This window comes from Enterobacter sp. Li2LvB3 (assembly GCF_056156645.1).
Genome location: NZ_JBSICG010000019.1, coordinates 1 through 25002, shown reverse-complemented (window position 1 = coordinate 25002; position 25002 = coordinate 1). Strand labels below are relative to the sequence as shown.

26 protein-coding genes are annotated in these 25002 nt (G+C 55.9%); 5 read left to right on the top strand and 21 right to left on the bottom strand.

From position 1 onward, the window contains the following. Position 1: 1 nt before the first annotated feature. On the bottom strand, positions 2 to 1516 hold the full coding sequence (locus ACS603_RS15915; RefSeq protein ID WP_182063324.1) for a sugar ABC transporter ATP-binding protein: 1515 nt from the start codon (positions 1514 to 1516) through the stop codon (positions 2 to 4). A gap of 181 nt (positions 1517 to 1697) precedes the next feature. Between ACS603_RS15915 and ACS603_RS15910 the strand changes: the two genes are divergently transcribed. After that, positions 1698 to 3977, top strand: coding sequence for an ATP-binding protein (locus tag ACS603_RS15910; RefSeq protein WP_315687604.1), 2280 nt, complete (start codon positions 1698 to 1700; stop codon positions 3975 to 3977). A gap of 83 nt (positions 3978 to 4060) precedes the next feature. Next, positions 4061 to 4393 (top strand): DDRRRQL repeat protein YjdP, encoded by a 333-nt coding sequence (yjdP, locus tag ACS603_RS15905; protein WP_182063326.1) that lies wholly within the window; start codon positions 4061 to 4063, stop codon positions 4391 to 4393. Between the two features lie 52 nt (positions 4394 to 4445). On the opposite strand, the gene phnP is transcribed toward yjdP, so the two are convergent. The 16 genes from phnP to ACS603_RS15825 form a co-directional block, all read right to left on the bottom strand. Continuing rightward, positions 4446 to 5204, bottom strand: coding sequence for a phosphonate metabolism protein PhnP (phnP, locus tag ACS603_RS15900; protein WP_182063327.1), 759 nt, complete (start codon positions 5202 to 5204; stop codon positions 4446 to 4448). A gap of 9 nt (positions 5205 to 5213) precedes the next feature. Beyond that, entirely contained in the window at positions 5214 to 5648 is a 435-nt protein-coding gene (phnO, locus tag ACS603_RS15895) for an aminoalkylphosphonate N-acetyltransferase (RefSeq protein WP_315687606.1), read from the bottom strand. After that, complete coding sequence (phnN, locus tag ACS603_RS15890) at positions 5641 to 6192, bottom strand: ribose 1,5-bisphosphokinase (RefSeq protein WP_315688676.1); 552 nt, start codon at positions 6190 to 6192, stop codon at positions 5641 to 5643. Before phnN ends, phnO begins: the two co-directional genes overlap by 8 nt. Continuing rightward, positions 6189 to 7325: an alpha-D-ribose 1-methylphosphonate 5-triphosphate diphosphatase gene (gene phnM / locus ACS603_RS15885; RefSeq protein ID WP_182063329.1), complete on the bottom strand. Its 1137-nt coding sequence runs from the start codon at positions 7323 to 7325 to the stop codon at positions 6189 to 6191. The genes phnN and phnM overlap by 4 nt, the downstream gene beginning before the upstream one ends. Then, complete coding sequence (phnL, locus tag ACS603_RS15880) at positions 7322 to 8002, bottom strand: phosphonate C-P lyase system protein PhnL (protein ID WP_474944553.1); 681 nt, start codon at positions 8000 to 8002, stop codon at positions 7322 to 7324. The genes phnM and phnL overlap by 4 nt, the downstream gene beginning before the upstream one ends. 107 nt (positions 8003 to 8109) lie before the next feature. Beyond that, complete coding sequence (phnK, locus tag ACS603_RS15875; RefSeq protein WP_182063330.1) at positions 8110 to 8865, bottom strand: phosphonate C-P lyase system protein PhnK; 756 nt, start codon at positions 8863 to 8865, stop codon at positions 8110 to 8112. Beyond that, a complete protein-coding gene (phnJ, locus tag ACS603_RS15870) occupies positions 8862 to 9707 on the bottom strand; it encodes an alpha-D-ribose 1-methylphosphonate 5-phosphate C-P-lyase PhnJ (RefSeq protein ID WP_182063331.1) in 846 nt (281 codons plus the stop codon). Before phnJ ends, phnK begins: the two co-directional genes overlap by 4 nt. Next, a complete protein-coding gene (locus tag ACS603_RS15865) occupies positions 9700 to 10764 on the bottom strand; it encodes a carbon-phosphorus lyase complex subunit (protein WP_182063332.1) in 1065 nt (354 codons plus the stop codon). The genes phnJ and ACS603_RS15865 overlap by 8 nt, the downstream gene beginning before the upstream one ends. Next, positions 10764 to 11348, bottom strand: a complete 585-nt coding sequence (gene phnH, locus ACS603_RS15860; RefSeq protein WP_182063333.1) for a phosphonate C-P lyase system protein PhnH — start codon at positions 11346 to 11348, stop codon at positions 10764 to 10766. Before phnH ends, ACS603_RS15865 begins: the two co-directional genes overlap by 1 nt. Further along, positions 11345 to 11797 carry a phosphonate C-P lyase system protein PhnG gene (gene phnG, locus ACS603_RS15855; RefSeq protein WP_182063334.1) on the bottom strand — a complete coding sequence of 151 codons (453 nt, stop codon included), beginning with the start codon at positions 11795 to 11797 and terminating at the stop codon, positions 11345 to 11347. Before phnG ends, phnH begins: the two co-directional genes overlap by 4 nt. Continuing rightward, positions 11798 to 12523, bottom strand: coding sequence for a phosphonate metabolism transcriptional regulator PhnF (phnF, locus tag ACS603_RS15850; RefSeq protein WP_315687615.1), 726 nt, complete (start codon positions 12521 to 12523; stop codon positions 11798 to 11800). A 20-nt stretch (positions 12524 to 12543) separates the two neighbouring features. Next, positions 12544 to 13323, bottom strand: a complete 780-nt coding sequence (gene phnE / locus ACS603_RS15845; protein WP_182063336.1) for a phosphonate ABC transporter, permease protein PhnE — start codon at positions 13321 to 13323, stop codon at positions 12544 to 12546. Positions 13324 to 13374: 51 nt separating this feature from the next. Next, positions 13375 to 14391: a phosphonate ABC transporter substrate-binding protein gene (phnD, locus tag ACS603_RS15840; RefSeq protein WP_446491969.1), complete on the bottom strand. Its 1017-nt coding sequence runs from the start codon at positions 14389 to 14391 to the stop codon at positions 13375 to 13377. Between the two features lie 24 nt (positions 14392 to 14415). Beyond that, a complete protein-coding gene (gene phnC / locus ACS603_RS15835) occupies positions 14416 to 15204 on the bottom strand; it encodes a phosphonate ABC transporter ATP-binding protein (RefSeq protein WP_014068573.1) in 789 nt (262 codons plus the stop codon). A gap of 171 nt (positions 15205 to 15375) precedes the next feature. Further along, a complete protein-coding gene (yjdN, locus tag ACS603_RS15830; protein WP_182063338.1) occupies positions 15376 to 15819 on the bottom strand; it encodes a VOC family metalloprotein YjdN in 444 nt (147 codons plus the stop codon). Between the two features lie 135 nt (positions 15820 to 15954). Beyond that, the gene (locus ACS603_RS15825; RefSeq protein WP_182063339.1) at positions 15955 to 16290 is read right to left on the bottom strand and encodes a zinc ribbon domain-containing protein YjdM; all 336 of its coding nucleotides are present in this window, start codon (positions 16288 to 16290) and stop codon (positions 15955 to 15957) included. Positions 16291 to 16888: 598 nt separating this feature from the next. On the opposite strand from ACS603_RS15825, the gene crfC reads away from it, so the two are divergent. After that, positions 16889 to 19243, top strand: coding sequence for a clamp-binding protein CrfC (gene crfC, locus ACS603_RS15820; protein WP_474944552.1), 2355 nt, complete (start codon positions 16889 to 16891; stop codon positions 19241 to 19243). Next, entirely contained in the window at positions 19240 to 20115 is an 876-nt protein-coding gene (locus ACS603_RS15815) for a diguanylate cyclase regulator RdcB family protein (protein ID WP_182063341.1), read from the top strand. The genes crfC and ACS603_RS15815 overlap by 4 nt, the downstream gene beginning before the upstream one ends. Before the next feature lie 55 nt (positions 20116 to 20170). On the opposite strand, the gene kdgT is transcribed toward ACS603_RS15815, so the two are convergent. After that, positions 20171 to 21163 carry a 2-keto-3-deoxygluconate transporter gene (gene kdgT, locus ACS603_RS15810; RefSeq protein WP_182063342.1) on the bottom strand — a complete coding sequence of 331 codons (993 nt, stop codon included), beginning with the start codon at positions 21161 to 21163 and terminating at the stop codon, positions 20171 to 20173. 649 nt (positions 21164 to 21812) lie between these two features. Here kdgT and proP point away from each other — a divergent pair. Further along, positions 21813 to 23315: a glycine betaine/L-proline transporter ProP gene (proP, locus tag ACS603_RS15805; RefSeq protein WP_182063343.1), complete on the top strand. Its 1503-nt coding sequence runs from the start codon at positions 21813 to 21815 to the stop codon at positions 23313 to 23315. A gap of 53 nt (positions 23316 to 23368) precedes the next feature. Here the strand turns inward: proP and ACS603_RS15800 are convergent, their stop codons facing one another. The 3 genes from ACS603_RS15800 to ACS603_RS15790 form a co-directional block, all read right to left on the bottom strand. Beyond that, positions 23369 to 24322 carry a nickel/cobalt transporter gene (locus tag ACS603_RS15800; protein ID WP_182063345.1) on the bottom strand — a complete coding sequence of 318 codons (954 nt, stop codon included), beginning with the start codon at positions 24320 to 24322 and terminating at the stop codon, positions 23369 to 23371. 225 nt (positions 24323 to 24547) lie between these two features. Continuing rightward, positions 24548 to 24760 carry a hypothetical protein gene (locus tag ACS603_RS15795; RefSeq protein WP_474944569.1) on the bottom strand — a complete coding sequence of 71 codons (213 nt, stop codon included), beginning with the start codon at positions 24758 to 24760 and terminating at the stop codon, positions 24548 to 24550. 154 nt (positions 24761 to 24914) lie between these two features. Further along, positions 24915 to 25002, bottom strand: an 88-nt coding sequence (locus ACS603_RS15790; protein WP_474944566.1) for a hypothetical protein, incomplete at its 5' end; no start/stop codon positions are given.

The following is a 25002-nucleotide window of genomic DNA, read 5'->3' as shown; positions in this document are numbered from 1 at the left end:
ATTACACCGCCTGATGATGAGAGTCGTTCACGCCGGTAGCCAGCGTCATAATGTTTTCCTGGGTGATGTCGTGCCCGTGAAGCTCGCCTGCAATGCTGCCTTCGCGCATCACATAGACCCGGTCACTCATGCCCACCACTTCCGGCAGCTCGCTGGAGATCATCAAAATGGCCACCCCCTTGCGCGCCATCTGGTTCATGATGCGGTAGATTTCGCTTTTAGCGCCCACGTCCACGCCGCGCGTTGGCTCATCCAGAATCAGAATGCGCGGGCCTATCGCCACCCAGCGCGAGATCAGCAGCTTTTGCTGGTTTCCACCGGATAACCCACCCGCCCGCACCTGGGAGTGGGGAACGCGAATATTGAGCAGGGCAATGGCGTCATCGGAGATGGACTGGGCTTTTTTACGATTCAACATGCCGAAGGTGGCGTCGCGTTCAAGCGTCGCCATGGTGATGTTCTCTTGCGCTGCCAGCTCCAGGAACAGCCCTTGCTCCTTGCGGTTTTCAGTCAGAAAACCGATGCCGTTATCAATGGCGACGCGCGGGGAGTGGATCACCACCGGTTCGCCGTCCACTTCGATCATCCCGCCTGTGGCTTTGCGCACGCCAAAAATCAGCTGCGCCAGCTCGGAACGCCCGGCGCCCACCAACCCGGCCAGGCCGACAATTTCGCCGGAACGGACCTGCACGCTACAGGGCTGCACTTTTTTGCCGTCGGTCAGGTGGTGCACGTTAAGGCGCGGGCTGCCGAGCGGGATGTCGCGTTCTTTGTTGAACAGATCGCTTAACGGGCGGCCGACCATCATCCTGACCAGCTCAGAGGCGTTGAGTTTGTCGCGCGTCAGGCTGCCGACGTACTGCCCGTCGCGCAGAACGCTGACGCGGTCGGAGAGTTCGTACACTTCCGCCATCCGGTGACTGATATAGATAATCGCCATCCCTTCATCACGCAGGCGCAAAATCAGCTCAAACAGACGATGGGTTTCGCGCGAGGAGAGGGCGGCGGTGGGTTCATCCATCACCAGAATGCGGCTTTTACGATGCAGCGCACGGGCGATCTCCACCTGCTGCTGTTCGGCGATGGTGAGTCTCATCACCAGGTCAGTCGCTTTAAAGTGCGCACCCAGGCGGTCAATGACGGCCTGAGCCTGGGCGGCCATCTCTTTACGCTGCACCAGCCCGCCGCGCGACAGCTCGCTGCCAAGGAAGATGTTTTCGGCAACGGTCAGGTTGGGTGCGAGCTGCATCTCCTGATAAATCAGGGTAATGCCTGCGGCCAGCGCATCTTTTGGGCCTTTGATATGGAACGGCTGGCCGTCGATCAGGATCTCGCCGCTGGTGGCGGTATAAGCCCCGGCGAGGATCTTCATCAGTGTGCTTTTACCGGCGCCGTTTTCACCCATTAACGCGTGGATCTCACCGGGGAAAACCGTCAAATCCACACCCTTGAGCGCGTGGAAATTGCCAAACGTCTTGGCAATATTGCGCATCTCTAATACCGGGGTTCTGCTCATGGCGGATCTCCTGCAAATGTCGATATCCGCACTTCATCACAGGTTCGTAAATGCAAAATGTCAGAAGCTGTTCATATTTGTCATAGTTATGAATAGCTAATCGCCGTCACATTTTTCTTTTCCCTCTCCCCGTGGGAGAGGGCCAGGGTGAGGGCATCAGACCGCAAAGGAGCCTAAACAGATGCCATCACGCCGTCCTCCGTTCTTCGCCAGTGCCCGCGGACGCCTGCTGATTTTTAATCTGCTGGTGGTGGCGGTGACGTTAATGGTCAGCGGGGTGGCGGTGCTTGGCTTCCGTCATGCCAGCCAGATCCAGGAGCAGGTGCAGCAGCAAACGCTGGATGACATGACCGGCAGCATGAACCTTGCGCGCGATACGGCGAATGTGGCCACGGCGGCGGTGCGACTCTCTCAGGTGGTGGGGGCGCTGGAATACAAAGGGGAAGCCGACAGGCTGAAGCAAACGCAAATGGCGTTGCGTCATTCGCTGGAGCAACTTGCCGATGCGCCACTGGCCCAGCAGGAGCCAGCGCTGGTGGCGCGAATTATTCGCCGGAGTAATGAATTACAGCAGAGCGTGACGGGGATGCTGGAGCGTGGGCAGCGCCGACATCTTGAGCGTAACGCGCTGCTTAGCTCGCTCTACCAGAGCCAAAGTTATCTGCGCCATTTGCAGGACATTAACCGCCGCTTCGGCAGCAATGTGCCGGATGCGCAGCAGCTTACGGAAATGGACCGGCTTATCATCGCCGCCATCGACACGCCTTCGCCCCGCGCCACGGTTCAACAGCTGGATGCGGTGACGGCAACCTTGCCCCGCAGCGCCACGCAGTCGGTGGTGAACATGGTGCTGCCCGACTTTGACAACGAACTGCGCAAGCTCGCCCCGCTATCTAACCAGCTGGAAGAGAGCGATTTGTCTATCAGCTGGTATATGTTTCATATCAAGGCGCTGGTGGCTATTTTAAACAGCGACATCAATCAGTACGTTGAGCAGGTCGCGCAAGCCTCTACCCTGCGTACTGCCCAGAGCCATCAGGAGCTGCGCTCCATCAGCGTCTTTATCAGTGTGTTTGCCCTGCTGGCGCTGATTATCACCGGCTGCGCCTGCTGGTATATCTACCGCAATCTCGGGACTAACCTGACGGCGATTTCCAGAGCGATGTCGCGCCTTGCCCACGGGGAGCAGGATGTCTCGGTTCCCGCACTGCAACGGCGCGATGAGCTGGGTGAGCTGGCGCGCGCGTTTAGCGTTTTTGCCCGCAACACTGCGTCGCTTGAGCACACTACCCGGCTGCTGAAACAAAAAACCTCGCAGATGGAGATAGACCGCATAGAGCGTCAGGGGCTGGAAGAGGCGCTACTGCACAGCCAGAAGATGAAGGCTGTCGGGCAGCTGACGGGCGGGCTGGCGCATGACTTTAACAACCTGCTGGCGGTGATTATCGGCAGCCTGGAATTAACCGACCCCGCCTCGCCGGATGCGCTGCGCATCAACCGGGCGCGCAAGGCGGCCGAGCGCGGGGCACTGCTGACCCAGCGTTTGCTGGCATTTTCCCGCAAACAGTCCCTGAATCCACACGCGGTAGAGATGAAACCGCTGCTGGAAAACCTCGGCGAACTGATGTGCCACTCGCTGCCTGCCACCATCACGCTGGACATCGAAGCGCAGTCCCCGGCCTGGCCTGCGTGGATTGACGTCAGCCAGCTGGAAAACGCCATTATCAACCTGGTGATGAACGCCCGTGATGCCATGGAAGGGCAAACTGGGGTGATTAAGGTCCGCACCTGGAACCAGCGTGTCACCCGCAGTGACGGGCGCAGGCAGGACATGGTGGCACTGGAGGTGATTGATCATGGCAGCGGGATGTCGCAGGAGGTGAAATCCCAGGTCTTCGAGCCGTTTTTCACCACCAAACAGACCGGCAGCGGCAGCGGACTGGGGCTGTCGATGGTTTACGGATTTGTGCGCCAGTCCGGGGGGCGCGTGGAGATAGAAAGCGCGCCAGGGCAGGGAACCACGGTGCGGCTACAGCTTCCGCGTTCAACGCTTGCGCCCGTTCCCCGGGATGAAACGCTGGCTGCTACCACCACGGCAGACAGCGATCGGCTGGTGCTGGTGCTGGAAGATGAGAGTGATGTTCGCCAGACCCTGTGCGAGCAACTTCACCAGCTAGGTTACCTGACGCTTGAAGCCGAAAGCGGCGAGCAGGCGCTGAAAATGCTGAATGCTTCGCCAGATATTGGATTGTTTATCAGTGACTTAATGTTACCGGGTGGCTTAAGTGGCGCAGAGGTGATTAACCAGGTGCGAACCCAGTTCCCGCAGCTACCGGTGTTGCTGATGAGCGGTCAGGATCTCCGTCCGGCGCATAACCCACAGCTGCCGGACGTGGCGTTATTACGCAAACCTTTTACCCGTGTACAGCTGGCGCAGGCGTTACGTAAGGTGACGGCATGAGCTACAAAATTTGAGATTCCTCCGCTACCTCATGTCCCGGCCGTTCAATACAGTAAAGCCAGCCCCCCTGCGAGACTGGCTTTATGAAACGTTACTCTACCGCTTTGTTATTGGGTTTGCTGTCCCTGACCAGCCAACTGGCACATGCCGATATCGTTGATGATGCCATTGGCAACATTCAGAAGGCGATTAATGACGCCTATAACCCCAGCAGCAGTAGCAGCGATCGCAGCAGTGATGACGACGATCGTTATGACACCAGTCGTTCCACGGACAGCCGTCAGTATGACGACCGTCGCAGGCAGCTCGAGGACCGACGTCGCCGTCTGGATGAACGTCAGCGCCAGCTTGATGATGACAGGCGTCGTCTGGAAGATGATGAGCGGCGGTTAGAGGAAGATTACGATCGCGGATAAGTGCGGTCTGTTGCCCTCACCTTAACCCTCTCCCACGGGAGAGGGAGAAAGCCTAATCCAGCACCAAAACCATTCCGTCATACCCCGCTTCAATCCCCTCCGGCAGCGGGTTATCCATCATCCACACGTCAAACTGGTGGCTGATATGCGTCAGTATCACCTGCGGGCAGCCAATGACCTCGTTCAGGGCAATCACTGCGTTTAAATCGCTGTGATTACGTGGCGTCTCTTCACGCGGCGCGTGGCTACAGTCGATGATGATGACCTGCGGCTGGTTGTTGAGCAGAAACTTCACCGTTTTATCCGGCAACCCGGCGGTATCCGACAGCCACGCCACGCGGCTGTGCGCGCTTTCCAGCAGATAGCCGAAGGTCAGTTTTGAGTGATTGAGCGGCAGCGGCGTAACCCGTAATCCCTGAAGCTCAAACACCACGAACGGTGCCACGGTGTGATTAAAATCGAGCAGCCCCGGGTGTTTGAAAAGATCGTCGCATCCTTCTTCATCCGGCGGGCCGTACACCGGAATGGTGGCTCCCACACCCCAGCGCAGCGGGAACAAGCCCTGGACGTGATCCATATGATAGTGGGTGAGTAAAAACTGCTGGAAGCTACCTGCCGGCCAGTCGTCCATCAGGTGCGGTATCCCCGCGTCCAGCAGCGTTACCGCATCATTGAATTTGACCACCGCGCTACAGGGGCGGCGGCGGTGTTCATCCTGCAAACGTGCCCGGCGACAGGCCGCGCAGTCACAACCAAACACCGGCACCAGCTGTGCCCCACCTGTTCCCGTCAGCGTGATCGTCAGACTCATAACGCACCTCTACAGCGGTTTAGTGAACCGGAAATGGCTCTGGGTATACCCTTCACGAACGTAAAAGCGGTGCGCACTGGTGCGCTTCACGCTGGTGGACAACTCGGTTAACTCGGCACCCGCGTGGCGAGCATAATCTTCCGCCCACGCCAGCAGCTGGCTGCCTATCCCCAGGCTTCGCGCCTGTGGCATCACCACCAGCTCCTGGATCTCACCAATCCATCTGGCGTGGTGCAGATGAAACTGCATATGCAGCCCAATCATGCCGATAATTGTTCCGTCGAGCACTGCCAGCTGATAGTGCATATTGCGGTCCTGAAGATTGGTGAGAAACCCGGCGTGAAATGCCTGATGATCGAACTCGCTTTGTTTCAGCTCGCAAATCAGGCTATAAACGGCGGAAGCATCATCAGGCGTGGCAGGGCGAAGCTGGCAGTCAGGCATGTTGTTTTTCCTTTTGGCGGATAAGTGAGAGGAAATTATTCACTGACTGTAACAAACTTCCATCGTTGTTGAGGATATGACATTGCGAAGGGGTATACCGTGCCGCACGCTCCAGCCGCAGGTCTATCTCCCGCGCGTTTTCACGCCCACGGCTTTGCAGCCGGTTTCGCAGAATATCTGGCGATACCTGTAAGCACACCGGAAGCAGCGCGGATTCGTATCTGGCGCTGGCCTGGGTCAGATGTGCGCGTGAACCGTTCACCAGCACGTCAAACCCCGCGTGAAGCCACAAATCTATCTCCACGCCAACGCCATAGTAAAAGCCGTTAGCGTGCCAGCTCAGCGCCAGTAAATTCTTCCCGGCGCGGGTAAAAAACTCCTGCTCGCTCAGCGAGATATGATTCTCACTTCCGGCGTTTGCCGCGCGGGTAATGTAACGATGCGCGACCAGCAGTTGTGAATGCTCTCGCTGGCGTAACGCCGTCAGCAGGCTGTCTTTACCGGAGCCCGAAGGCCCCATTAACCAGATTAATCTTCCCATCAGAACACCCGTTTTCCCTGACGCCATACATGGTCGATATGGATGTGCTCGCCCTTACGATGCGCCAGCACCAGATCCGCTCGTTTACCTTCACCAATCACACCGCGATCCTGAAGGTGCAGCGCGTTGGCCGGGTTTTTCGTCACCAGACGGATCGCCTGCGGCAGGGTGAATGTGTTGCTTTCGTCATCCGCCACCCGGAACGCCGCATCCAGCAGGCTGGCGGGGTAGTAATCAGAAGAGAGGATATCCAGCAGCCCGAGCGAAGCCAGTTTACTGGCGGCTACGTTGCCGGAGTGGGAGCCGCCGCGCACGATGTTTGGCGCGCCCATCAACACGTTCATGCCGTGCCTGCGCGAGGCCTCTGCGGCATCGAATGTGGTCGGGAATTCGGCGATCACACTGCCAAGCTGATGAGACTCAACCACATGCTCATGCGTGGCGTCGTCGTGGCTGGCAAGCGCGATATTACGGTCACGGCACATGGCCGCGATGGAGAGGCGGTTAGGCTGCGACCAGCGGGCAGCCAGGGCGAGTTGCTCTTCCTCGTAGCGCGCCATCTCGTCATTAGTAAGGGAGTATTTTCCCTGGTAGTACTCGCGATATTTTTCGATATTGGCAAACTGGCGCTGCCCCGGCGAGTGATCCATCAGCGACACCAGGGTGACGGGCTCGCGCCCGACCAGCTTCTCAAACAGCGGCAGCGTGGTGTGATGCGGCAGCTCGCAGCGCAGATGCAGACGATGCTCGGCACGGTTGAGGCCGCGTTTTTGCGTCTCTTCTACGGCGTTGATCATCTTTTCCAGATTCTCAAGGCGATCGCCGCCGTCGCGCACGTCACCAATTGCCACCGCGTCCAGTACGGTCGTGATCCCGCTGGCCACCATCAGCGCATCGTGACTGCTCATCGCCGAATGGGCGGGCCAGTCGACTTTTGGCCGTGGGGTAAAAAATTTGTCCAGATTATCGGTATGCAGTTCGATAAGCCCCGGCAGCAGCCAGCCGCCTTCGCCGTCCATCGCTTCAGGCGCGCGGCTTTGGGTTTCGGCAAACGCGCGGATCACCCCATCCTGGATCTCAATCGAGCCGCCAACCACTTCATTTTCCAGCACCAGCTTTACGTTATTAACGATCATGCGTGGGTCCCCATCGGGTGCAATCTGTCAGCCACGCGCGAACGCACGGTTTCATCGTGGAAGATCCCCACGATCGCCGCGCCGCGTGTTTTGGCCTGTTCGATCAGCTCAACCACGGCTGTACAGTTTTTGCTGTCCAGCGAGGCGGTAGGTTCATCGAGCAGTAAAATCGGGTAATCGACGATAAACCCACGCGCAATGTTCACGCGCTGCTGTTCACCACCAGAAAACGTGGAAGGGGCGAGATGCCACAGGCGTTCCGGCACGTTGAGGCGCGTCAGCAGGCCTGCGGCTTTGGCGGCGCAGGTTTCACGCTGCACGCCCAGATCCAGCAGCGGCTGCATCACCACGTCCAGCGCGGAGATCCTGGGGATCACCCGCAGAAACTGGCTCACCCAGCCGATCGTTGACCGGCGGACTTCCAGCACCTTGCGTGCCGGGGCCTGCACCAGATCCACCCACTCGCCATTGTGGCGGATGTGAATGTGGCCTTCGTCCGGCAGATAGTTGGCATAAAGCGAGCGCAGCAGGGTGGATTTACCGCTGCCGGAATGGCCATGCAGCACCACACATTCGCCCTTGCTGACCTCAAGCGAGGCATTTTGCAGCACCGGCAGGCGCACGCCGTTTTGCTGGTGGAGCACAAAAGTCTTACTGACATTTTCAACGTGGATCATTTTGGCCTCGCGGAAATTTCATGCCGGGTGGCGGCTTCGCCTTACCCGGCCTACAGGTGCGGTGTTCGTAGGCCGGGTAAGCGCAGCGCCACCCGGCAACAGCAACATCAGTTCTGCAAAACAGACGACACCAGCAGCTGAGTGTACGGATGGTGCGGATCGTCCAGCACGCGGTCGGTTAAACCACTTTCCACCACCTGGCCCTGCTTCATCACCAACAGGCGGTCGGCCAGCAGGCGCGCAACACCCAGATCGTGGGTGACAATCACCACGGCAAGGTTCAGCTCTACCACCAGGCCGCGCAGCAGGTCGAGCAGGCGAGCCTGTACAGAAACGTCCAGCCCCCCGGTTGGCTCATCCATAAACACCAGCTTCGGGTGCGTGACCAGGTTGCGGGCGATTTGCAGACGTTGCTGCATCCCGCCGGAAAATGTCGTTGGCAGGTCGTCGATACGCGAGGCCGGGATTTCAACCTCTTCCAGCCAGTGTTGCGCAGTGGCGCGGATATGGCCGTAGTGGCGTGCACCGGTCGCCATCAGCCGCTCGCCGATATTTCCACCCGCCGATACCTGGCGGCGCAGGCCGTCCATTGGGTGTTGATGCACCACCCCCCATTCGGTGCGCAGCAGGCGACGGCGTTCGGCTTCGCTCATCCCGTACAGCGATTGGCCTTCATATAAAATGTCGCCATTTTGCGGCGTCAGGCGCGCAGAAATGGACTTCAGCAGAGTGGTTTTGCCCGAGCCGGACTCGCCGACAATCCCGAGCACTTCCCCCGGCCATAGCTCAAAGGAGACATCGCTGAAGCCTTTGCCAGGCGCATAAAGGTGGGTCAGATTGTTGACCGAAAGCAGCGGTTTCATTGGCCTTTCGCCTCGCTCTGTTGGCGGCAGAAATCGGTGTCGGAACAGACAAACATCCGTTTGCCGGTGTCATCCAGCACCACTTCATCCAGGTAGCTGTGTTTCGAGCCGCAGATGGCACATGGCTCATCCCACTCCTGCACCGTAAATGGGTGATCGTCGAAATCGAGGCTTTCCACACGGGTGTAAGGTGGCACAGCGTAAATACGCTTCTCGCGCCCTGCGCCGAATAGCTGGAGCGCAGGCATCATGTCCATTTTCGGGTTATCGAATTTTGGGATGGGCGACGGGTCCATCACGTAGCGCCCGTTGACCTTCACCGGGTAGGCGTAGGTGGTGGCAATATGGCCGAAGCGGGCGATATCTTCATACAGTTTCACCTGCATGATGCCGTACTCTTCCAGAGCGTGCATGGTGCGGGTTTCCGTTTCGCGCGGCTCGATAAAGCGCAGCGGCTCCGGGATAGGGACCTGGAAAATCAGGATCTGATCTTCAGTGAGCGGTGTTTCGGGAATGCGGTGGCGGGTCTGGATAAGCGTTGCGTCTTCCGTGCGCTCGGTGGTGTTTACGCCCGTTACGCGCTTAAAGAAGTTGCGAATCGACACGGCGTTGGTGGTGTCGTCCGCGCCCTGGTCGATGACTTTCAGCACGTCGGCTTCACCGATCACGCTGGCCGTGAGCTGAATACCGCCAGTGCCCCAGCCATAGGGCATCGGCATTTCCCGGCCGCCGAACGGCACCTGATACCCCGGGATCGCCACGGCTTTTAAAATGGCGCGGCGGATCATGCGTTTGGTTTGCTCATCCAGATAAGCGAAGTTGTAGCCGTTTAAGTTAGCCATGCGATCGCTCCCGTTGCAGGCGTTTCAGCAGTTCCAGTTCGGCCTGGAAATCAACGTAGTGCGGCAGCTTGAGGTGCGAGACAAAGCCTGCTGCTTCCACGTTATCGGCATGAGCCAGCACAAATTCCTCGTCCTGTGCCGGGCCGGAGATATGTTCACCGTAGTCGGGTGCCTGCAACGCGCGGTCGACCAGCGCCATGGCCATTGCCTTGCGTTCGCTCATGCCATACGCCAGGCCGTAACCGCGCGTGAAGTGCGGATCTTCGTCTTCCGGCGCCACAAAACCGTTGACCATTTCACACTCGGTCATCAGCAGTTCGCCGACGTTAACCGCAAAACCCAGCTCTTCTGGCACAATTTCTACATCGATATAGCCACTGCGAATTTCTGCGGCGAACGGGTGGTTACGCCCGTAACCGCGCTGCGTAGAGTAGGCGAGCGCCAGCAGATAACCTTCGTCGCCGCGCATCAGCTGTTGCAGGCGCGATGAGCGTGAGCAAGGGTAAACCGGGGGCGTGCGGGTGATGTCGTCCGGCGTGCTTCCGGTATCTTCTTCGGCTTTTGCCAGCCCCTGATGCGCCAACAGGCTAAACACGTGCGGGGAGGTATCTTGCTGCGGCCCGGCCGTACTCAGGGAGGGCGTTTCACCGTTTGCCAGCAGCGTGAAATCCAGCAGACGGTGGGTGTAATCGTAGGTCGGGCCAAGCAGCTGGCCGCCGGGGATATCTTTGTACACCGCCGATATTCGGCGCTCTAAGCGCATCTCCGCTGAATTAATCGGCTCGCTTACCGCCAGTCTGGCAAGGGTGGTGCGGTAGGCGCGCAGCAGGAAAATGGCTTCGATGTTATCACCGCTGGCCTGCTTGAGTGCCAGCGCGGCCAGCTCGCGATCGGCAATGCCGCCTTCGGTCATCACCCGGTCGACGGCCAGATTCAGCTGTTGTTCTATCTGGGCAACGCTCAGCTCGGGAAGCTGCTCATCACCCCGTCGTCTGTGCTCCTGCAACGAATGGGCGGCGGCAATCGCCTTTTCGCCCCCTTTAACGGCGACGTACATCAGCACACCTCCACATGAGTGGTTCGCGGTATCGCCAGCAGGCGTTCGCCGCAGGTCAGGATCAGGTCGATACCCAGCGGGAACGGGTGCGGGCGCTCGGTGAGTTCATGGATGATGCACTCCGGCAGCTGTGGCGCGATCATGCGCTCGTCGGCGATCCCTGCCCCGGTGAGGCGTAACATGCGCCCGCCACTCAGGCTGGATACCTGCAAAATCAGCGTGGCGCTGGTTTCCGGGGCCACGGCGCTGCCTTCGCTCAGGGCGTTGAGCTGCTCGTGGCTTATCTGCTCATCCGCCACCGCAAATATCGCCTGATGTGGCTGCTCTACCAGCGGGGCATTGGTGTGAAAACGCAGGTTCTGGCAGGCGATGTCGTTCGACATCCGGCCAGAAAGCCACACCGGGGTGTCGTTATCGGCAAGGGTCAGCAGCACGCTGGTGGTAGCCAGGTTTAGTGGCAGCCAGCCTTGTGAAAGCTGATGCAGAGATACAATAACGCCCGGCTCGCTCATGGCTTTCAGCAGGCGACGAAAACTGTGTTGGGCATCCTGGACGGCCAGGGTAAAAGCGGGTTGAAGCGTCATGCGTTGTCTCCGCGAACGAGCGTAAAGAAGTCGACCCGGCTGGTGTTTACTTCGGCCTGACGCGCGGCAAGGCGTGCGGCGCGGTCAGCTTCCAGCGGGGCAATGAGGGTTTCCATTAATGACTGGAAATGAGGTTGTTCCTGCAACAGGGCGTCGATGACCGCGCAGCGCTCTGCGTGCGCTTTATCGCGCCCTATCACGTAGCTATAGCCAAGCGTGCCGCTGTTCAGGCGAATGACGGCGCGGGTGAGCGTGGCATCTCCGGCAAAGAAGCGCTCGCCGGTTCCGCCCATGCGCGCCTGGATCTGCACCAGGCCAATCTCCGGCGTACGGATGGCTTCGTAATCTGGCGTCAGGCTGAGCGCATTCATGCGGCCATGCAGCGCGGCAGGCTGGCTATGAGCCAGCACACGCATCCAGCGCTGGCGGGTGGAGGTATCAAAGTGCATTCAATGCTCCATTGTGAATTCAATCATGTCGGCGCGGGTCAGGCTGACGGAGTATTCCGTTGCGTTGATCTCACCGTCACGGTGGTTAAGGGTGCGCACGCAGAGCAGCGGAGCCATGTTGGGGATCTCCAGCACTTTGCTCTCTTTGGCCTGCGCGCGGCGGGCGCTGATACGGGTCTGGGTGCGTTTGAGCGCAATACCTGTAGCATCACGCATGAAGTCGTGCAGCGAGCCGCTGGAAAAGTTTTGCAGTACCGGCCAGAGGCCCAGGTCTGCGAAGTAGTGGTCTATCTGGCAGACCGCCACGCCGTTGACCCGGCGCAGCGTGCGCAGGTGCACCACGTTATCGCCCTCCTGAATGCCCAGCGCGTCAGCTACGTGGCTGGAGGCCGGACGCAGTACCGACAGCAGCTTTTCGCTGGTGGGGTGGCTACCCTGATCGAGCAGATTCTGGCTAAAGCGGGCCTGCGCGTTGAGCGGGTAGTCGAACGGGCGCATCAGCACCAGCACGCCCACGCCCTGACGACGCTGTACCCATCCGCGTTCGACCAGTTGATCGATGGCGCGGCGCAAGGTATGACGATTCACTTCATAACGGTCTGCAAGCTGTTGTTCGGCAGGCAGGTAGTCTCCGCAGCGGTAGTGCGTGCGCAGTTCCACTTCAAGCTTTGCCGCGATCTCTTGCCAGCGGGTAGGGTAACTGGTCGGATGTCTGGATAAGTGCATATAAATCAAAGCCTCGCTTCTCAGATGAAGTGCTTACGCAAACGTTGAGAGAGGAAATCCAGCAGGCTGACGGTGATGATGATAAGCACCATCAGGGCGCAGGTTTGCTGGAACTGGAAACCGCGAATGGCTTCCCATAGCGTCACACCAATGCCGCCTGCACCCACCATGCCGACCACGGTGGCGGAACGGACGTTGGACTCGAAGCGGTACAGGGAGTAGGAGATGAGCAGCGGCATCACCTGCGGCAGCACGCCGTAAAGAATTTCTTCGATTTTATTGGCACCGGTCGCGCGGATGCCTTCAACCGGGCCGGGCTCAATGGCTTCAACCGCTTCCGAAAGCAGCTTGGAGAGCACGCCGGTGGTGTGAATGAACAGCGCCATTACCCCGGCAAACGGGCCAAGTCCCACGGCGACCACGAAAAGCATCGCGAAGACCATTTCGTTGATGGCGCGGCAGGCGTCCATCAGGCGACGCATCGGCTGGTATACCCACCACGGCACGATGTTTTCGGCGCTCATCAGGCCAAACGGAATGGAGAGAATGACGGCAAGGGCGGTACCCCAGACGGCGATTTGCAGGGTGGTGGCCATCTCGCCGAGGTAATCCTGCCACTGGCTGAAGTCCGGCGGGAAGAAGTCGGCGGCGAAGGTTGCCATGTTGCCGGAGTCTTTGAAGAGCAGCAGCGGATCCATTTCCGCGCCCTTCCAGGAGATAACAAGCACCGCCAGCAGAATGGCCCAGCTAAATAGCGAGAACCAGCTGCGCTTTGGTGGCGGGACGGTGATGGTTTGCATGTGTGCTCCTTTATCTGTTCTCCCTCTCCCTCAAGGGAGAGGGGACTTGAGTTACTGAACCACTTTATTCACGCTGGTCATTGCGCTCAGCGCCGCAGTCAGGCGGTCAAGGTCTTCAAGCTGCGCCTGAATCTCAGAGACTTTGCTGGTCTTCTCTTCATCCTTCAGACCTTTGTTGTCCTTCACGCCCTGCATCTGTTTAAACAGCGCCAGCTGGCGAATCGGCACCAGTTGCAGGTCGCTTGAGGCGCGGAACGGCGCCCAGCCCAGACGTTCCAGCACGGCTTTCTCTTCCGGCGTTTTGCCGTAGTTCATGAAGAAGTCGTACACCTTGTCCTTGGTGCTTTCGGAGAGGTTTTTGCGCCACACGATTGGGTCACCCGGGATCAACGGGGACTTCCAGATAACCTTCAGCTCTTTCAGCTTGTCCGGCGCGGAGGTCTTCAACTTGTCGAGGTTTTCGGTGTTGTTGGTGGCAACATCTACCTGCTTGTTCGCCACGGCCAGCGCGTTGGTTTCGTGGCTGGCGTTGACGGTGCGCTTAAAGTCACTGGCAGACGCATTGTTCTTGGCGAAGACGTAGTAGCCCGGGACCAGGAAGCCAGAGGTAGAGTTCGGGTCGCCGTTACCAAAGGTCAGATCTTTGCGTTTGGCGAGCATGTCGTTGAGGTTATTGATTGGGCTGTCTTTATTGACGATCAGCACACTCCAGTAACCCGGAGAGCCATCTGCCGCAACGGTCTGGGCAAAGACCTGGCCGTTCGCGCGATCGACCGCTTCCATCGCAGAGAGGTTGCCGTACCAGGCGATGTCCACTTTGTTAAAGCGCATTCCCTGGATGATGCCCGCGTAATCCGGAGCGAAGAAGGCGTTCACTTTGATCCCCAGTTTGGTTTCCATATCTTTCAGGAACGGTTCCCACTGAGGTTTGAGATTCTGCTGTGATTCCGTCGAAATAATGCCGAAGTTCAGTGCTTTTTCCTGCTCTTCCGCGTACGCAGGGCTTAACAGGGTGCTGATGCTGAACATGCTGGTGAAGGCCAGCGCGGCAACGGCTTTGTAGCTCATGTACTTTCCTCGGATCGGGTTGAGTTATGCAGCCTGCGCGTTCTCATCGACGCGATTAATGCTGCGGTAGAGATGGTCAAAACGGTCGTTATCAAACTGATGGCTTGCGCCATCAAAGAACACATGCCCCTGACGCAGCGCGACAATGCGTTCGCAGTAGCGCAGGGCGTAATCCACCTGATGCAGCGTCACCACCACGGTGATGCCGTCGTTCTGGTTAATGTCGCGCAGGGTTTCCATCACGATGCGGGCAGATTCCGGGTCGAGCGAGGCAATCGGCTCATCGGCCAGGATCACTTTGGCTTTTTGCATCAGCGCACGGGCAATCGCCACGCGCTGCTGCTGGCCACCGGACAGGGTGGACACGCGCTGGTGAGCAAAATGGGCCATGCCGACGCGGGTCAGCGCCTGCAACGCTTGTTGTTTCTGTGAAGGGGAGAACCAACGCAGGCAGGTACGCCAGAACGGGGTGCTGCCGAGTGCGCCAATCAGAACGTTCTCCAGCACCGTCAGGCGATTCACCAGGTTGAACTGCTGGAAGATGTAGCCTGTTTGCGCGCGGCTTTTGCGGATATCACGCGCCAGACGGCCCGCGCGTTGCACGGTGTTACCCAATAGCTCAACGTGGCTTTCGGGCGTTTTATCGCAGGTGATAAGCCCGCTCAAATGACGCAGAAGGGTGGATTTACCTGAACCGGAGGGGCCCAGCAGTGCCACCATTTCGCCCTGCTGGACGGTCAGATCAACGGCATGAAGAGCCTTATTGTGATGAAAGGTCTTGCTCAGTTTCTCGACGCGGATGACAGTTTGCATGTGCACAGGCCTCAGAATAAATGTGGCCTCATGCTGGCGCATCAATGTGACATTTGGGTTAAGTCCTGGTTGCGGGAATTTGAAGAGTTGAGGGGAAAACGATGACAATCACGGCAGGCCCGCCAACAGCGCCCGGTGGCACTGTTGGCGGATGCGTTGCGCGTATCCGGTCTACGACGTTTGTTGCTGTTTAACGACGTTAATCATCCACGGCACACCGTATTTGTCGGTGACTTTACCGAAACCGTGCGCCCAGAAGGTCTCCTGCCAGGCCATTTCAATGCTGCCGCCAGCGGCCAGATTATCGAACCAGCGTTTACCTTCCACCACGTCCTGGGTGTCGAGGACCAGGGTAAACCCGGCGTACTGTGCTTTAGTGCCGGGCGGTAACCCATCGCTCATCATGATATCGCTGCCCGCGATGCGGACATTCGAGTGAGCAATAGCGGAATCCGGGAATTTCATACCTGACGGACAGCCTTCTTCACTGTTGTCGTCTTTTGGCATTTCGCCGAAGGTGATTTTGTAGAGAACGTCTGCGCCGACGGCCTGCTGGTAGAAGGCGCTGGCCTCTGCACAGTTGCCGGCGAAAGAGATGTAGGGACTTAATGGCATAATCTTTACCTCAGGTAAAAGAAGCCCAATAAGTGTAGTTCTGTTTTTGTAGGCTGGATAAGCGCAGCGCATCCGGTAAAAGCGCCTGGCGGCGCTTCGTTTACCGGGCCTGCATGAGAGATAAAGGCAGGTAAATCAGTTCTTTTTCACGAATTCAGATTTCAACTTCATTGGGCCAAAACCGTCAATTTTGCAGTCAATATTATGGTCGCCTTCAACCAGACGGATATTCTTCACTTTGGTGCCAATCTTCAGCATTGAAGAGCTGCCTTTCACTTTCAGGTCTTTAACGACGGTAACACTGTCGCCATCGGCCAGCAGATTACCGTTAGCATCTTTAACGATCAGCGTATCGCTATCCGCAGAAGGTTCTGCATTGTTCCATTCGTGGGCGCATTCCGGGCAGATGAACATGCCATTATCTTCGTAAGTGTATTCAGAATTGCATTTCGGGCAGTGTGGGAGTTGCATGTCGGTATCCTCAAAAAAGTGCTTAACGGGCTGGAAAGTGCCAGCTAAATGACGGCATGGTGCCGAAAAAGGCGGCAAGTATAGCGCAAATCCACAACCTTGTCGGTGATATTACATAATAAAAAAAGTGCAAAATTTCTGCCGGGAATGACACTTCCTGTCAGTCAGATAAGCGATTCTTACAGCATTAAGACCGTGGAAAACGTTGATGTTAAATATATCGATTATTTTATTACATCAAATTGCTACGCTCCTTCATTTCGGATAAGGTTAAGCAGTAAGTTGTTATTTATCCACAGTCTCTACCGCCATGCAGCAAATGGCGGCGGTGAATTACCTCTCTTTTTAGGTGGGTAAATAATGATGATATATCCTGAAATTTCCTAAAAATGCGCTACGCTTTTTATCTTTTGGTTATCTGACCAAGGGGGGAGTTTTACACGCAATACAATGATAAGAATATAATTCTGATTATCATCAATCAGTTATATTTAAGTGACCATGTTTTCCACACGTGATCATATAAGCCAAAACAGCATAATTAAAACGAAGTGGCTTAATAAAAGTAATAAATTTGCGTTAAGGAAAGGCTTTTATCATGCACACACAGACCATTTTTGAATTAAGCCAGGAAGCGGAACGTTTGCTCCAGCTTGCTTTGCAGAATCTTGATACGTTGAAATCAATGCCAGTTGCGATGCTGGATAGTACGACTGCCGCTATATCTGGTGAAAATAACAACGTTTTACCTTTGCATTTCAGCGCGCGTGGCGTCGAATCTCAGCAAGCGATGCTGAATAATGAATTACGGAAAATAACCCGTCTTGAAATGGTATTGGCAATTGTTGGAACCATGAAAGCGGGTAAATCGACAACCATTAATGCAATTGTGGGTACGGAGGTCTTACCGAACCGCAACCGCCCAATGACAGCGCTGCCCACGCTTATCCGCCATACCCCTGGTCAGAAAGAGCCTGTGCTGCATTTCTCACATGTTTCGCCTATTGATGCCTTGATCCAGCAGCTTCAGCAAAAGCTGTGTAACTCTGACCGCGGCAAACTGACGCGTCGTCTTGAAATTGATAAAGATATGAATGCGCTACTGGAGCGTATCGAAAAAGGCGAAGCATTTGAAAAACACCATCTTGGTGCGCAACCTATATTTAATTGTTTGAAAAACCTGAACGATCTGGTGAGGTTATCTCAGGCGCTGGGTGTCGATTTTCCGTTTACAGAATATGTGTCCATTGAACATATTCCGGTAATTGAAGTGGAGTTTGTGCATCTTGCCGGAATGGATGCCCATCTTGGGCAATTGACCCTGCTGGACACCCCGGGGCCGAATGAGGCCGGGCAGCCACATCTGCAAAAAATGCTCAGTGAGCAACTGGCGCGCGCATCGGCGGTGCTGGCGGTGATGGATTACACCCAGCTTAAATCGATTTCCGATCAGGAGGTGCGCCAGGCGATTTCAGCCGTTGGGAAATCGGTGCCACTGTACGCCCTGGTTAATAAGTTCGATCAGAAAGACCGCAATAGCGACGATGAAGAACAAGTCAGGGCAATGATTTCCGGCACACTGATGAAAGGGAATATTTCGCCGGGGCAGATTTACCCGGTTTCTTCAATGTGGGCCTACCTTGCAAATCGTGCGCGTTTTGAGATGACAGTAAACGGCCGCCTGCCTAATCATCAGGAGCAGCGTTGGGTGCAGGATTTTGCCGAAGCGGCGCTTGGACGGCGCTGGCGTACGGCTGATTTGGACAATGTTGAACATCTTCGCCATGCGGCGGATCTGTTGTGGGAAGACTCGTTGTTTGAGCAGCCAATCCGTAAACTGATTTATGCCGCTTATGCTAACGCTTCACTCTTTGCCCTGCGCTCGGCCTCACATAAGTTGCTGAACTATGCGCAAAACGCCAGGGAGTACCTCGAGTTTCGCTATCAGGGTTTGACGGTTGCTTTTGAGGCGCTTGAACTTAACATTGCGCGCCTCGAAGAGGATATGGCGTTACTCCAGACCCGCCAGAATGCGGTAAGCGATGAAGTGGAACATGAGGTGGCACAGGCGCTGAGTACCACAGATTACGTTATTGCCCAGCAAAAACTCTGGCTGCAATCGTCGATTGAACATGTCTTCAGTAACGACAATATTCTTGATTTGGCGGGGATTGATTCGCGGGATTTACGCCACAACCCCCTGGAAGAGCTGCAACAGTTAGTGCTGGAAGATGAAGGCCAGGCCCAGATTGTCCTGAGCAAGATCCGCTCTTCCTGTGAACTGATTATGCTGGATGTGCAGAGTAAAATCAGCCGGGAGCTGGCGCTGCGCTTTGATCAGCTGGAGGTCACGCTGGCGCGTTCGCTCAATGAGGCGATGCGCCCTATCGAAACGCGTATTAAAGAACAACTGAGCCACGCCGGGTTCCGCGCGCGGATCAGCTTCCCGGCGTTTCAGGCAAATCAGCTGAATTTCAACACCCGCGCGCTGTTTAACGATGCGATCGCGATGGATAACCGCCCTACGGGGCAGCCTTCATGCGCGGGGAGCGTGCGCGAAACGGTTTCCCGCTGGCTGAACAATCCGGGTTGGGGCTGGGAAGATTACGTCGAGACACGCACACGATATGTTATTGATGTTGGCCAGCTTCATGACAAGTTTAAGCAACATATTGATCAGTTTTGTGAACAAATCCGTAAAGCTTTGGCCGCGCAGGTCGATGTCTCTGTTACGGCGGGTATGGCAACCTTCTTTGCAGAATTTTCGTTATGCCTGACCGGGTTACAGGAAAGCTTGCGTGATAGCCTCGCAGTACGGCAGCAAAATGAGCATTCGACCCGAGCGCTCAGTCAGCTGTTGAAGCACAGTATCACTACTGCGACGTGGATTCAGGAAGATACCCGACTGTTACGCGATGATATTCAAACTCTATTCGCGGCAGAGCAACCATGACAACACAACTACTGGACGGTCCCGGGCGGACGCTGGAGTGTATTCATCCTAAATTTATGGTCGATCTGGTTCAGGGGGTGGACGCTGTGCGTCATTCCCCTTTGGGGCCGCAACAGCTGCAATTTCGTGAGCGTTTGACTCAAGAGATCATGACGCACACCCGGCTGCGGCCCTGGGCAATGGCGGGAATGCTCAACGAAAATGCGGCATTGCGTCTGGGCCTGGCCGAGAAACTGGCGGGGATGCTCGACCCGGGGCACCTGGCGTTGACGCGGATGACGGAAAAACTGACCGCACTGCGCCAGCAGGCTAACCCGCGCGCGCCGCAGTCGCCGGCGCTAATGCAGCAATACGACGAACTTTCATCCCATTTTCAGCAGCGCGCAAACTATAAAGAAAAAGCGTTAACACAACGCGGCCTGACGGTGCAGGCGGGCGAGCACAGCGAACAGATTTTTACCCGCTGGCGGGCCGGGCATTACGACGGCTGGTCACTCGCCGGGCGGTGCTACATCGTGCTGGAGGAGCTGCGCTGGGGGCCGTTTGGCGATGCATGTCGGCTGGCAAATGAAGATGTGGCGGAGATGCTCAAAGATAATCTGCGCAGCATGGCAGCGAATTATCTTGCGCAGGGAATCAATGCATCCCCCGCGACCCGGCATTTTTATCATCAATGGCTGACGACGCCTGCCTCTCCGAGGCTGGTTGATCACAAAGATATGCTGGGCTGGCTTGGCGACTGGTGTCAGGCAGATAAACACCCGGTGAGCTGGTCGGTAACGCAGAACTGGCAAACCGTCGCCTTAGGGATGCCGAGACTCTGTTCAGCGAAACGGCTGGTGGATGCCATGGTAGAAGAGATTTTTGGCTGACGTTCTTGTTACGAACCCTCCCCACACAAGGAGAGGGTATCGTTAGCACGGCGTATTAGTGATGCAACTCTACCGCTTTTTGTTCCACTTTCTGAGCCGCTACACTCCCGAAGCGTTTGGCGTACAGCGCGGTAATGATCGGCACCAGAATGGCCGTCACAATCACGCTGGCTGCAACCAGCGCAGTCGCTGAGGCGGCAACAGGTTCGAAGGCCGGGTTAATCTGGGCAATAATGACCGGGTTTGCCACGGCGGCCCCCGCGGCTGACGAGGCGGCAACACCTGCGGTTCCGTTTCCTCCCCCAATCACACGGTCGGCAATAATCAGCGGGATCCCGGTGATGATGATAACCGCCACACCCAGCACAATACCCAGCAGGCCAGTATCGAGGATAACATTCAGGTTAATGGTATTCCCGAGCGCAAAACCAAAGAACGGGATCAGCACCGGTGTCGCTTTGCTGAAGAAATCACGCAGATCGTGGTCCAGGTTACCCAGCGCAAACCCGATCAGGAATGGCAGGACTGCGCCAACAAAGTGATGCGGTTCAAACGTTGCCAGACCCGCAGAGCCGAGGATCAGCATGGTCATGAGTGGGCCGGATTCCAGAGACATCAGGACGAAGGCGCCGGATTCTTCTTTTGTGCCGTACTGGTTCATCAGGCTGGCATATAACCCGCCGTTGGTCATATCCATCGCCGAGACAATAGCCAGAACGGATAATCCGGCAAAGAAACCGGTCTGTACGCCATTCTCAGGAATAAACAAGGCGCAGACCATTGCGACTACCCAGGCTACAGCGATTTTGGTGATAACCAGCGTCCCGGATTTACGCAATACCGTCCCTGTCGCGCGTAAATTAATAGAGGCACCAATACAAAAGAACCATACCGCCAGAATCGGGACTGTACCGGTGATCATCCCTTTCGTGAAACCACCAAAATAAGCCCCGGTATTCGGTGCCAGAGTATTTAGGATCGCACCAAGCACCAGCGGGACCAGCATCATACCGCCAGGAATGCGTTCAATCGTGGCTTTAATTTTCATGTTTAACCCTCACATCTCACCCCGCGTGGTTGGCGAAAAAGGCGAAAAAATAATTCAATTAATTCAACGAATTGATGGTTTGTGACAGCCGTTAATTCGTTATCCATGCAATAAATTTAAATAAGTGACCTCCTCTTAACGTTCGAAGGAAGCACTCAAAGTGTGGTGTTCGGATTTATGATGCGATCATCGGAATGATGATTCAATGAAAATAAAACAGCGTTTTAGTTATCTAAATCACATATTTCGTGTAAACATTCGCATTGCCGGTTGATAATTAAAAATTCTGTAAATTTGGTGTGAAGAAATGTGGATTGTTTTTTGTTAGGGGAAAAATAATAACGTCCGCAAGGATATTTATGGGGAGCCACTCTGAAAGAGTACGGAGGAGGGATAATTGACAAATCCTGAAGGCAGCTGACGAACAGGGCAAATATGTGTGAAGTTGATCACAAATATAAACGCTGGTAGGGTAAAGAAGTCATTAACTGCCCAGACAGGCGTCAACAGGTTCGGTTGTATAGGCGTAAAACGTCAATGTAAGTAAACCTGCTACGCTTGAAGAGGACATGCGCAAGAGGCGCTCACCTGGTCCACAGACCGCATGAATTTCTGTGGCGCGGACAGGGCCAACTCTACGAGGATAGCAATGCTTAAAAGGAAAAAGGTAAAACCCATCACCCTTCGCGATGTCACCATTATTGATGACGCGAAACTGCGTAAAGCGATCACTGCCGCCTCGCTCGGTAATGCGATGGAATGGTTCGATTTCGGTGTCTACGGCTTTGTCGCCTATGCGTTAGGCAAAGTGTTCTTCCCGGGTGCCGACCCCAGCTTACAGATGATAGCCGCGCTGGGTACGTTCTCCGTGCCCTTCCTGATCCGCCCGCTTGGCGGTTTGTTCTTCGGGATGCTCGGCGATAAATACGGGCGTCAGAAAATACTCGCCATCACCATTGTGATTATGTCGATCAGTACGTTCTGTATCGGCTTGATACCGTCTTACGCCTCCATCGGCATCTGGGCACCTGTGCTGCTGCTGCTCTGTAAGATGGCGCAGGGCTTCTCTGTGGGCGGTGAATACACCGGTGCGTCAATCTTCGTTGCGGAGTACTCCCCGGACAGAAAACGCGGCTTTATGGGAAGCTGGCTGGATTTCGGCTCGATTGCCGGCTTTGTGATGGGTGCGGGGGTTGTTGTTCTGATCTCTACCGTCGTGGGCGAAGATAACTTCCTGGACTGGGGCTGGCGTATTCCGTTCTTCCTGGCGCTGCCGCTGGGGATTATCGGTCTGTACCTGCGTCATGCTCTTGAAGAGACGCCAGCATTTCAGCAGCACGTCGAAAAGCTGGAACAGGGCGATCGTGAAAGCCTTCAGGAAGGCCCGAAAGTCTCGTTCAAAGAGATTGCGACCAAACACTGGCGCAGCCTGCTGGTCTGTATCGGGATGGTGATTTCCACCAACGTTACTTACTACATGCTGCTGACCTACATGCCGAGCTACCTGTCGCATAACCTGCACTACTCGGAAGATCACGGTGTGCTGATTATCATCGCCATCATGGTGGGGATGCTGTTTGTTCAGCCGATTATGGGGCTGATGAGCGACCGTTTTGGCCGTCGACCTTTTATCATTCTGGGCAGTATTGCGCTGTTCCTGCTGGCGATCCCGGCCTTTATCCTGATTAACAGCGATGTGCTGGGGCTGATTTTTGCCGGGCTGCTGATGCTGGCCGTGATCCTCAACTGTTTCATCGGGGTGATGGCCTCTACGTTGCCTGCTATGTTCCCGACGCATATTCGCTACAGTGCACTGGCCGCTGCGTTTAACATTTCGGTGCTGATTGCCGGTCTGACGCCAACGCTTGCCGCTTCGCTGGTGGAAAGCACGCAGAACCTGATGATGCCTGCTTATTATCTGATGGTTATTGCGGTAATCGGCCTGATTACCGGCTTAACAATGAAAGAAACGGCGAATCTGCCGCTGAAAGGGGCTACGCCTGCGGCGTCTGACCTCCAGGAAGCGAAAGAGATCCTGCGCGAGCATCACGATAATATCGAGCAGAAGATTGAAGATATCGATGCCGAGATTGAGGCATTGCAGGCGAAGCGTTCGCGCCTGGTGGATCAGCATCCACGCATCAACGAGTAAGACAAAAAACCCGCCGATGGCGCAATGCCGATGGCGGGTTTTTCTTTATGGGGTTAGCATCCTGCTGCGATGTAATCGCCATTGGCGCTGATGGGGATAACCGTCAGGAACAGAACCGTTGCAAACAGGATCAGTACAACCCCGCCGGTAATTTTAACCACCGGAACCAGCCAGCTCAGAGACGAATTCCCGCCAAAGTACGCGACCGTGCGCTCACGCGCATAACGCACCGCCAGTGACAGACCCATGATCGACAGTGCAGTGCCTAGCGCCATGGTCATTACCGCTGCAATTCCCCAGGTCACAATCCCCAGCGCATTGGAAAACATCAAAATCATAATGGCCCCGCTGCACGGGCGCGCGCCAATCGCCAGAATCACACCCAGGCGCGTTTTCCAGTCGCCCTGAGTCAGGTCTGCGCCTACACCGTGGTGGCCGCAGCCGCAATGTTCATCGTGCTGGTGCAGGGGCCTGAAGGCATTGATGGTCATTTTTCGCGGACGCAGGCTTTTCAGCGCCTGGTAAATGACAAAGGCGCCGAATGCGCCAATCAGCACCGCGCTGATTTTCTCCACATACCAGCGGCTGGTACTGAGATCGCCGGACGCCAGGTTAAACCCGACGGCGAGAATAAAGACAAACAGGATTGCGCTAACGCCCTGCATCAGGCTGCCGAGGAAGGGCACTATCCGTGCGGCAAGCTGGCTCTCTTTGTTGGTGCTGAGATAGGTAGTGACGATAAATTTGCCGTGCCCCGGGCCAATCGCGTGCAGCACGCCGTAAAAAAACGCCCCTGTGAGCAGCCATAACCCACCGCTGTACTGGTGGTTATTGAGTTGCAGCAGATACATAACAAGGTAGCGATGCAGCGTGATTTGTGTGGCGAGACACCACTGAATAAAGGCATTCCAGTGGGAATGCAGGGTAAAACCTGCGACCAGGAGAGCCAGCAACATCAACCCTGCGGTCGGGATGCGCCAGTCGTAGCTAAGGCGTTGAGTGGTCATGAGTTGGCCTGCAACGGGAGTGGACTCTGCGGGAAGTATAGCAAGTTAAGTGTGGGCAATCTCTGATGGAAGGTATCTGGGGTAGCGATTGCCAGAATTCCAAAAGCAAAAACCCGCCTTTTGGGCGGGTTCTTTAAATAGTGGTGCCGGACTCGGAATCGATGTGTTTTGTTATTTCTATGATTTATATATCTGTTTTTTTTGGTTATTTTTCATTTTATACCCTCAATTGTACCCTATGTCCGTCAGGCCCGTTTTACTGAACGGCGACACGGCCGCAGCCGTTTTATGGTAAGCCACTGCATCAGCTCCCTCAGCCGGATAGACGATAGTCGTGTTCATCGGACCAGGGCTGATAGCTGTCACCGAAATACCGCGTTCCGTTATCTGACGGACGGCTTCTTCCTTAAATTCAGGTGTAAATCGTGGTGTGCCCATATGCTCCTCCTATGCTCAAACTATAGGGCAGGATCGTCTACCGGGGTGGGGTCAGTCCACCATTCTAATCCTGCTTCCGACTAAACGAACAAAGCCCTCCGAAGCATATACCCTAAATAATTCGGGTTGCAGCCAATGCACATGCGATATGATCTTAAAAGCTCGCCTGTATACCGGTAAGCGCGATGGTGTAGACGATATCGTCTACCAGCGCGCCACGAGACAGGTCGTTCACAGGTTTA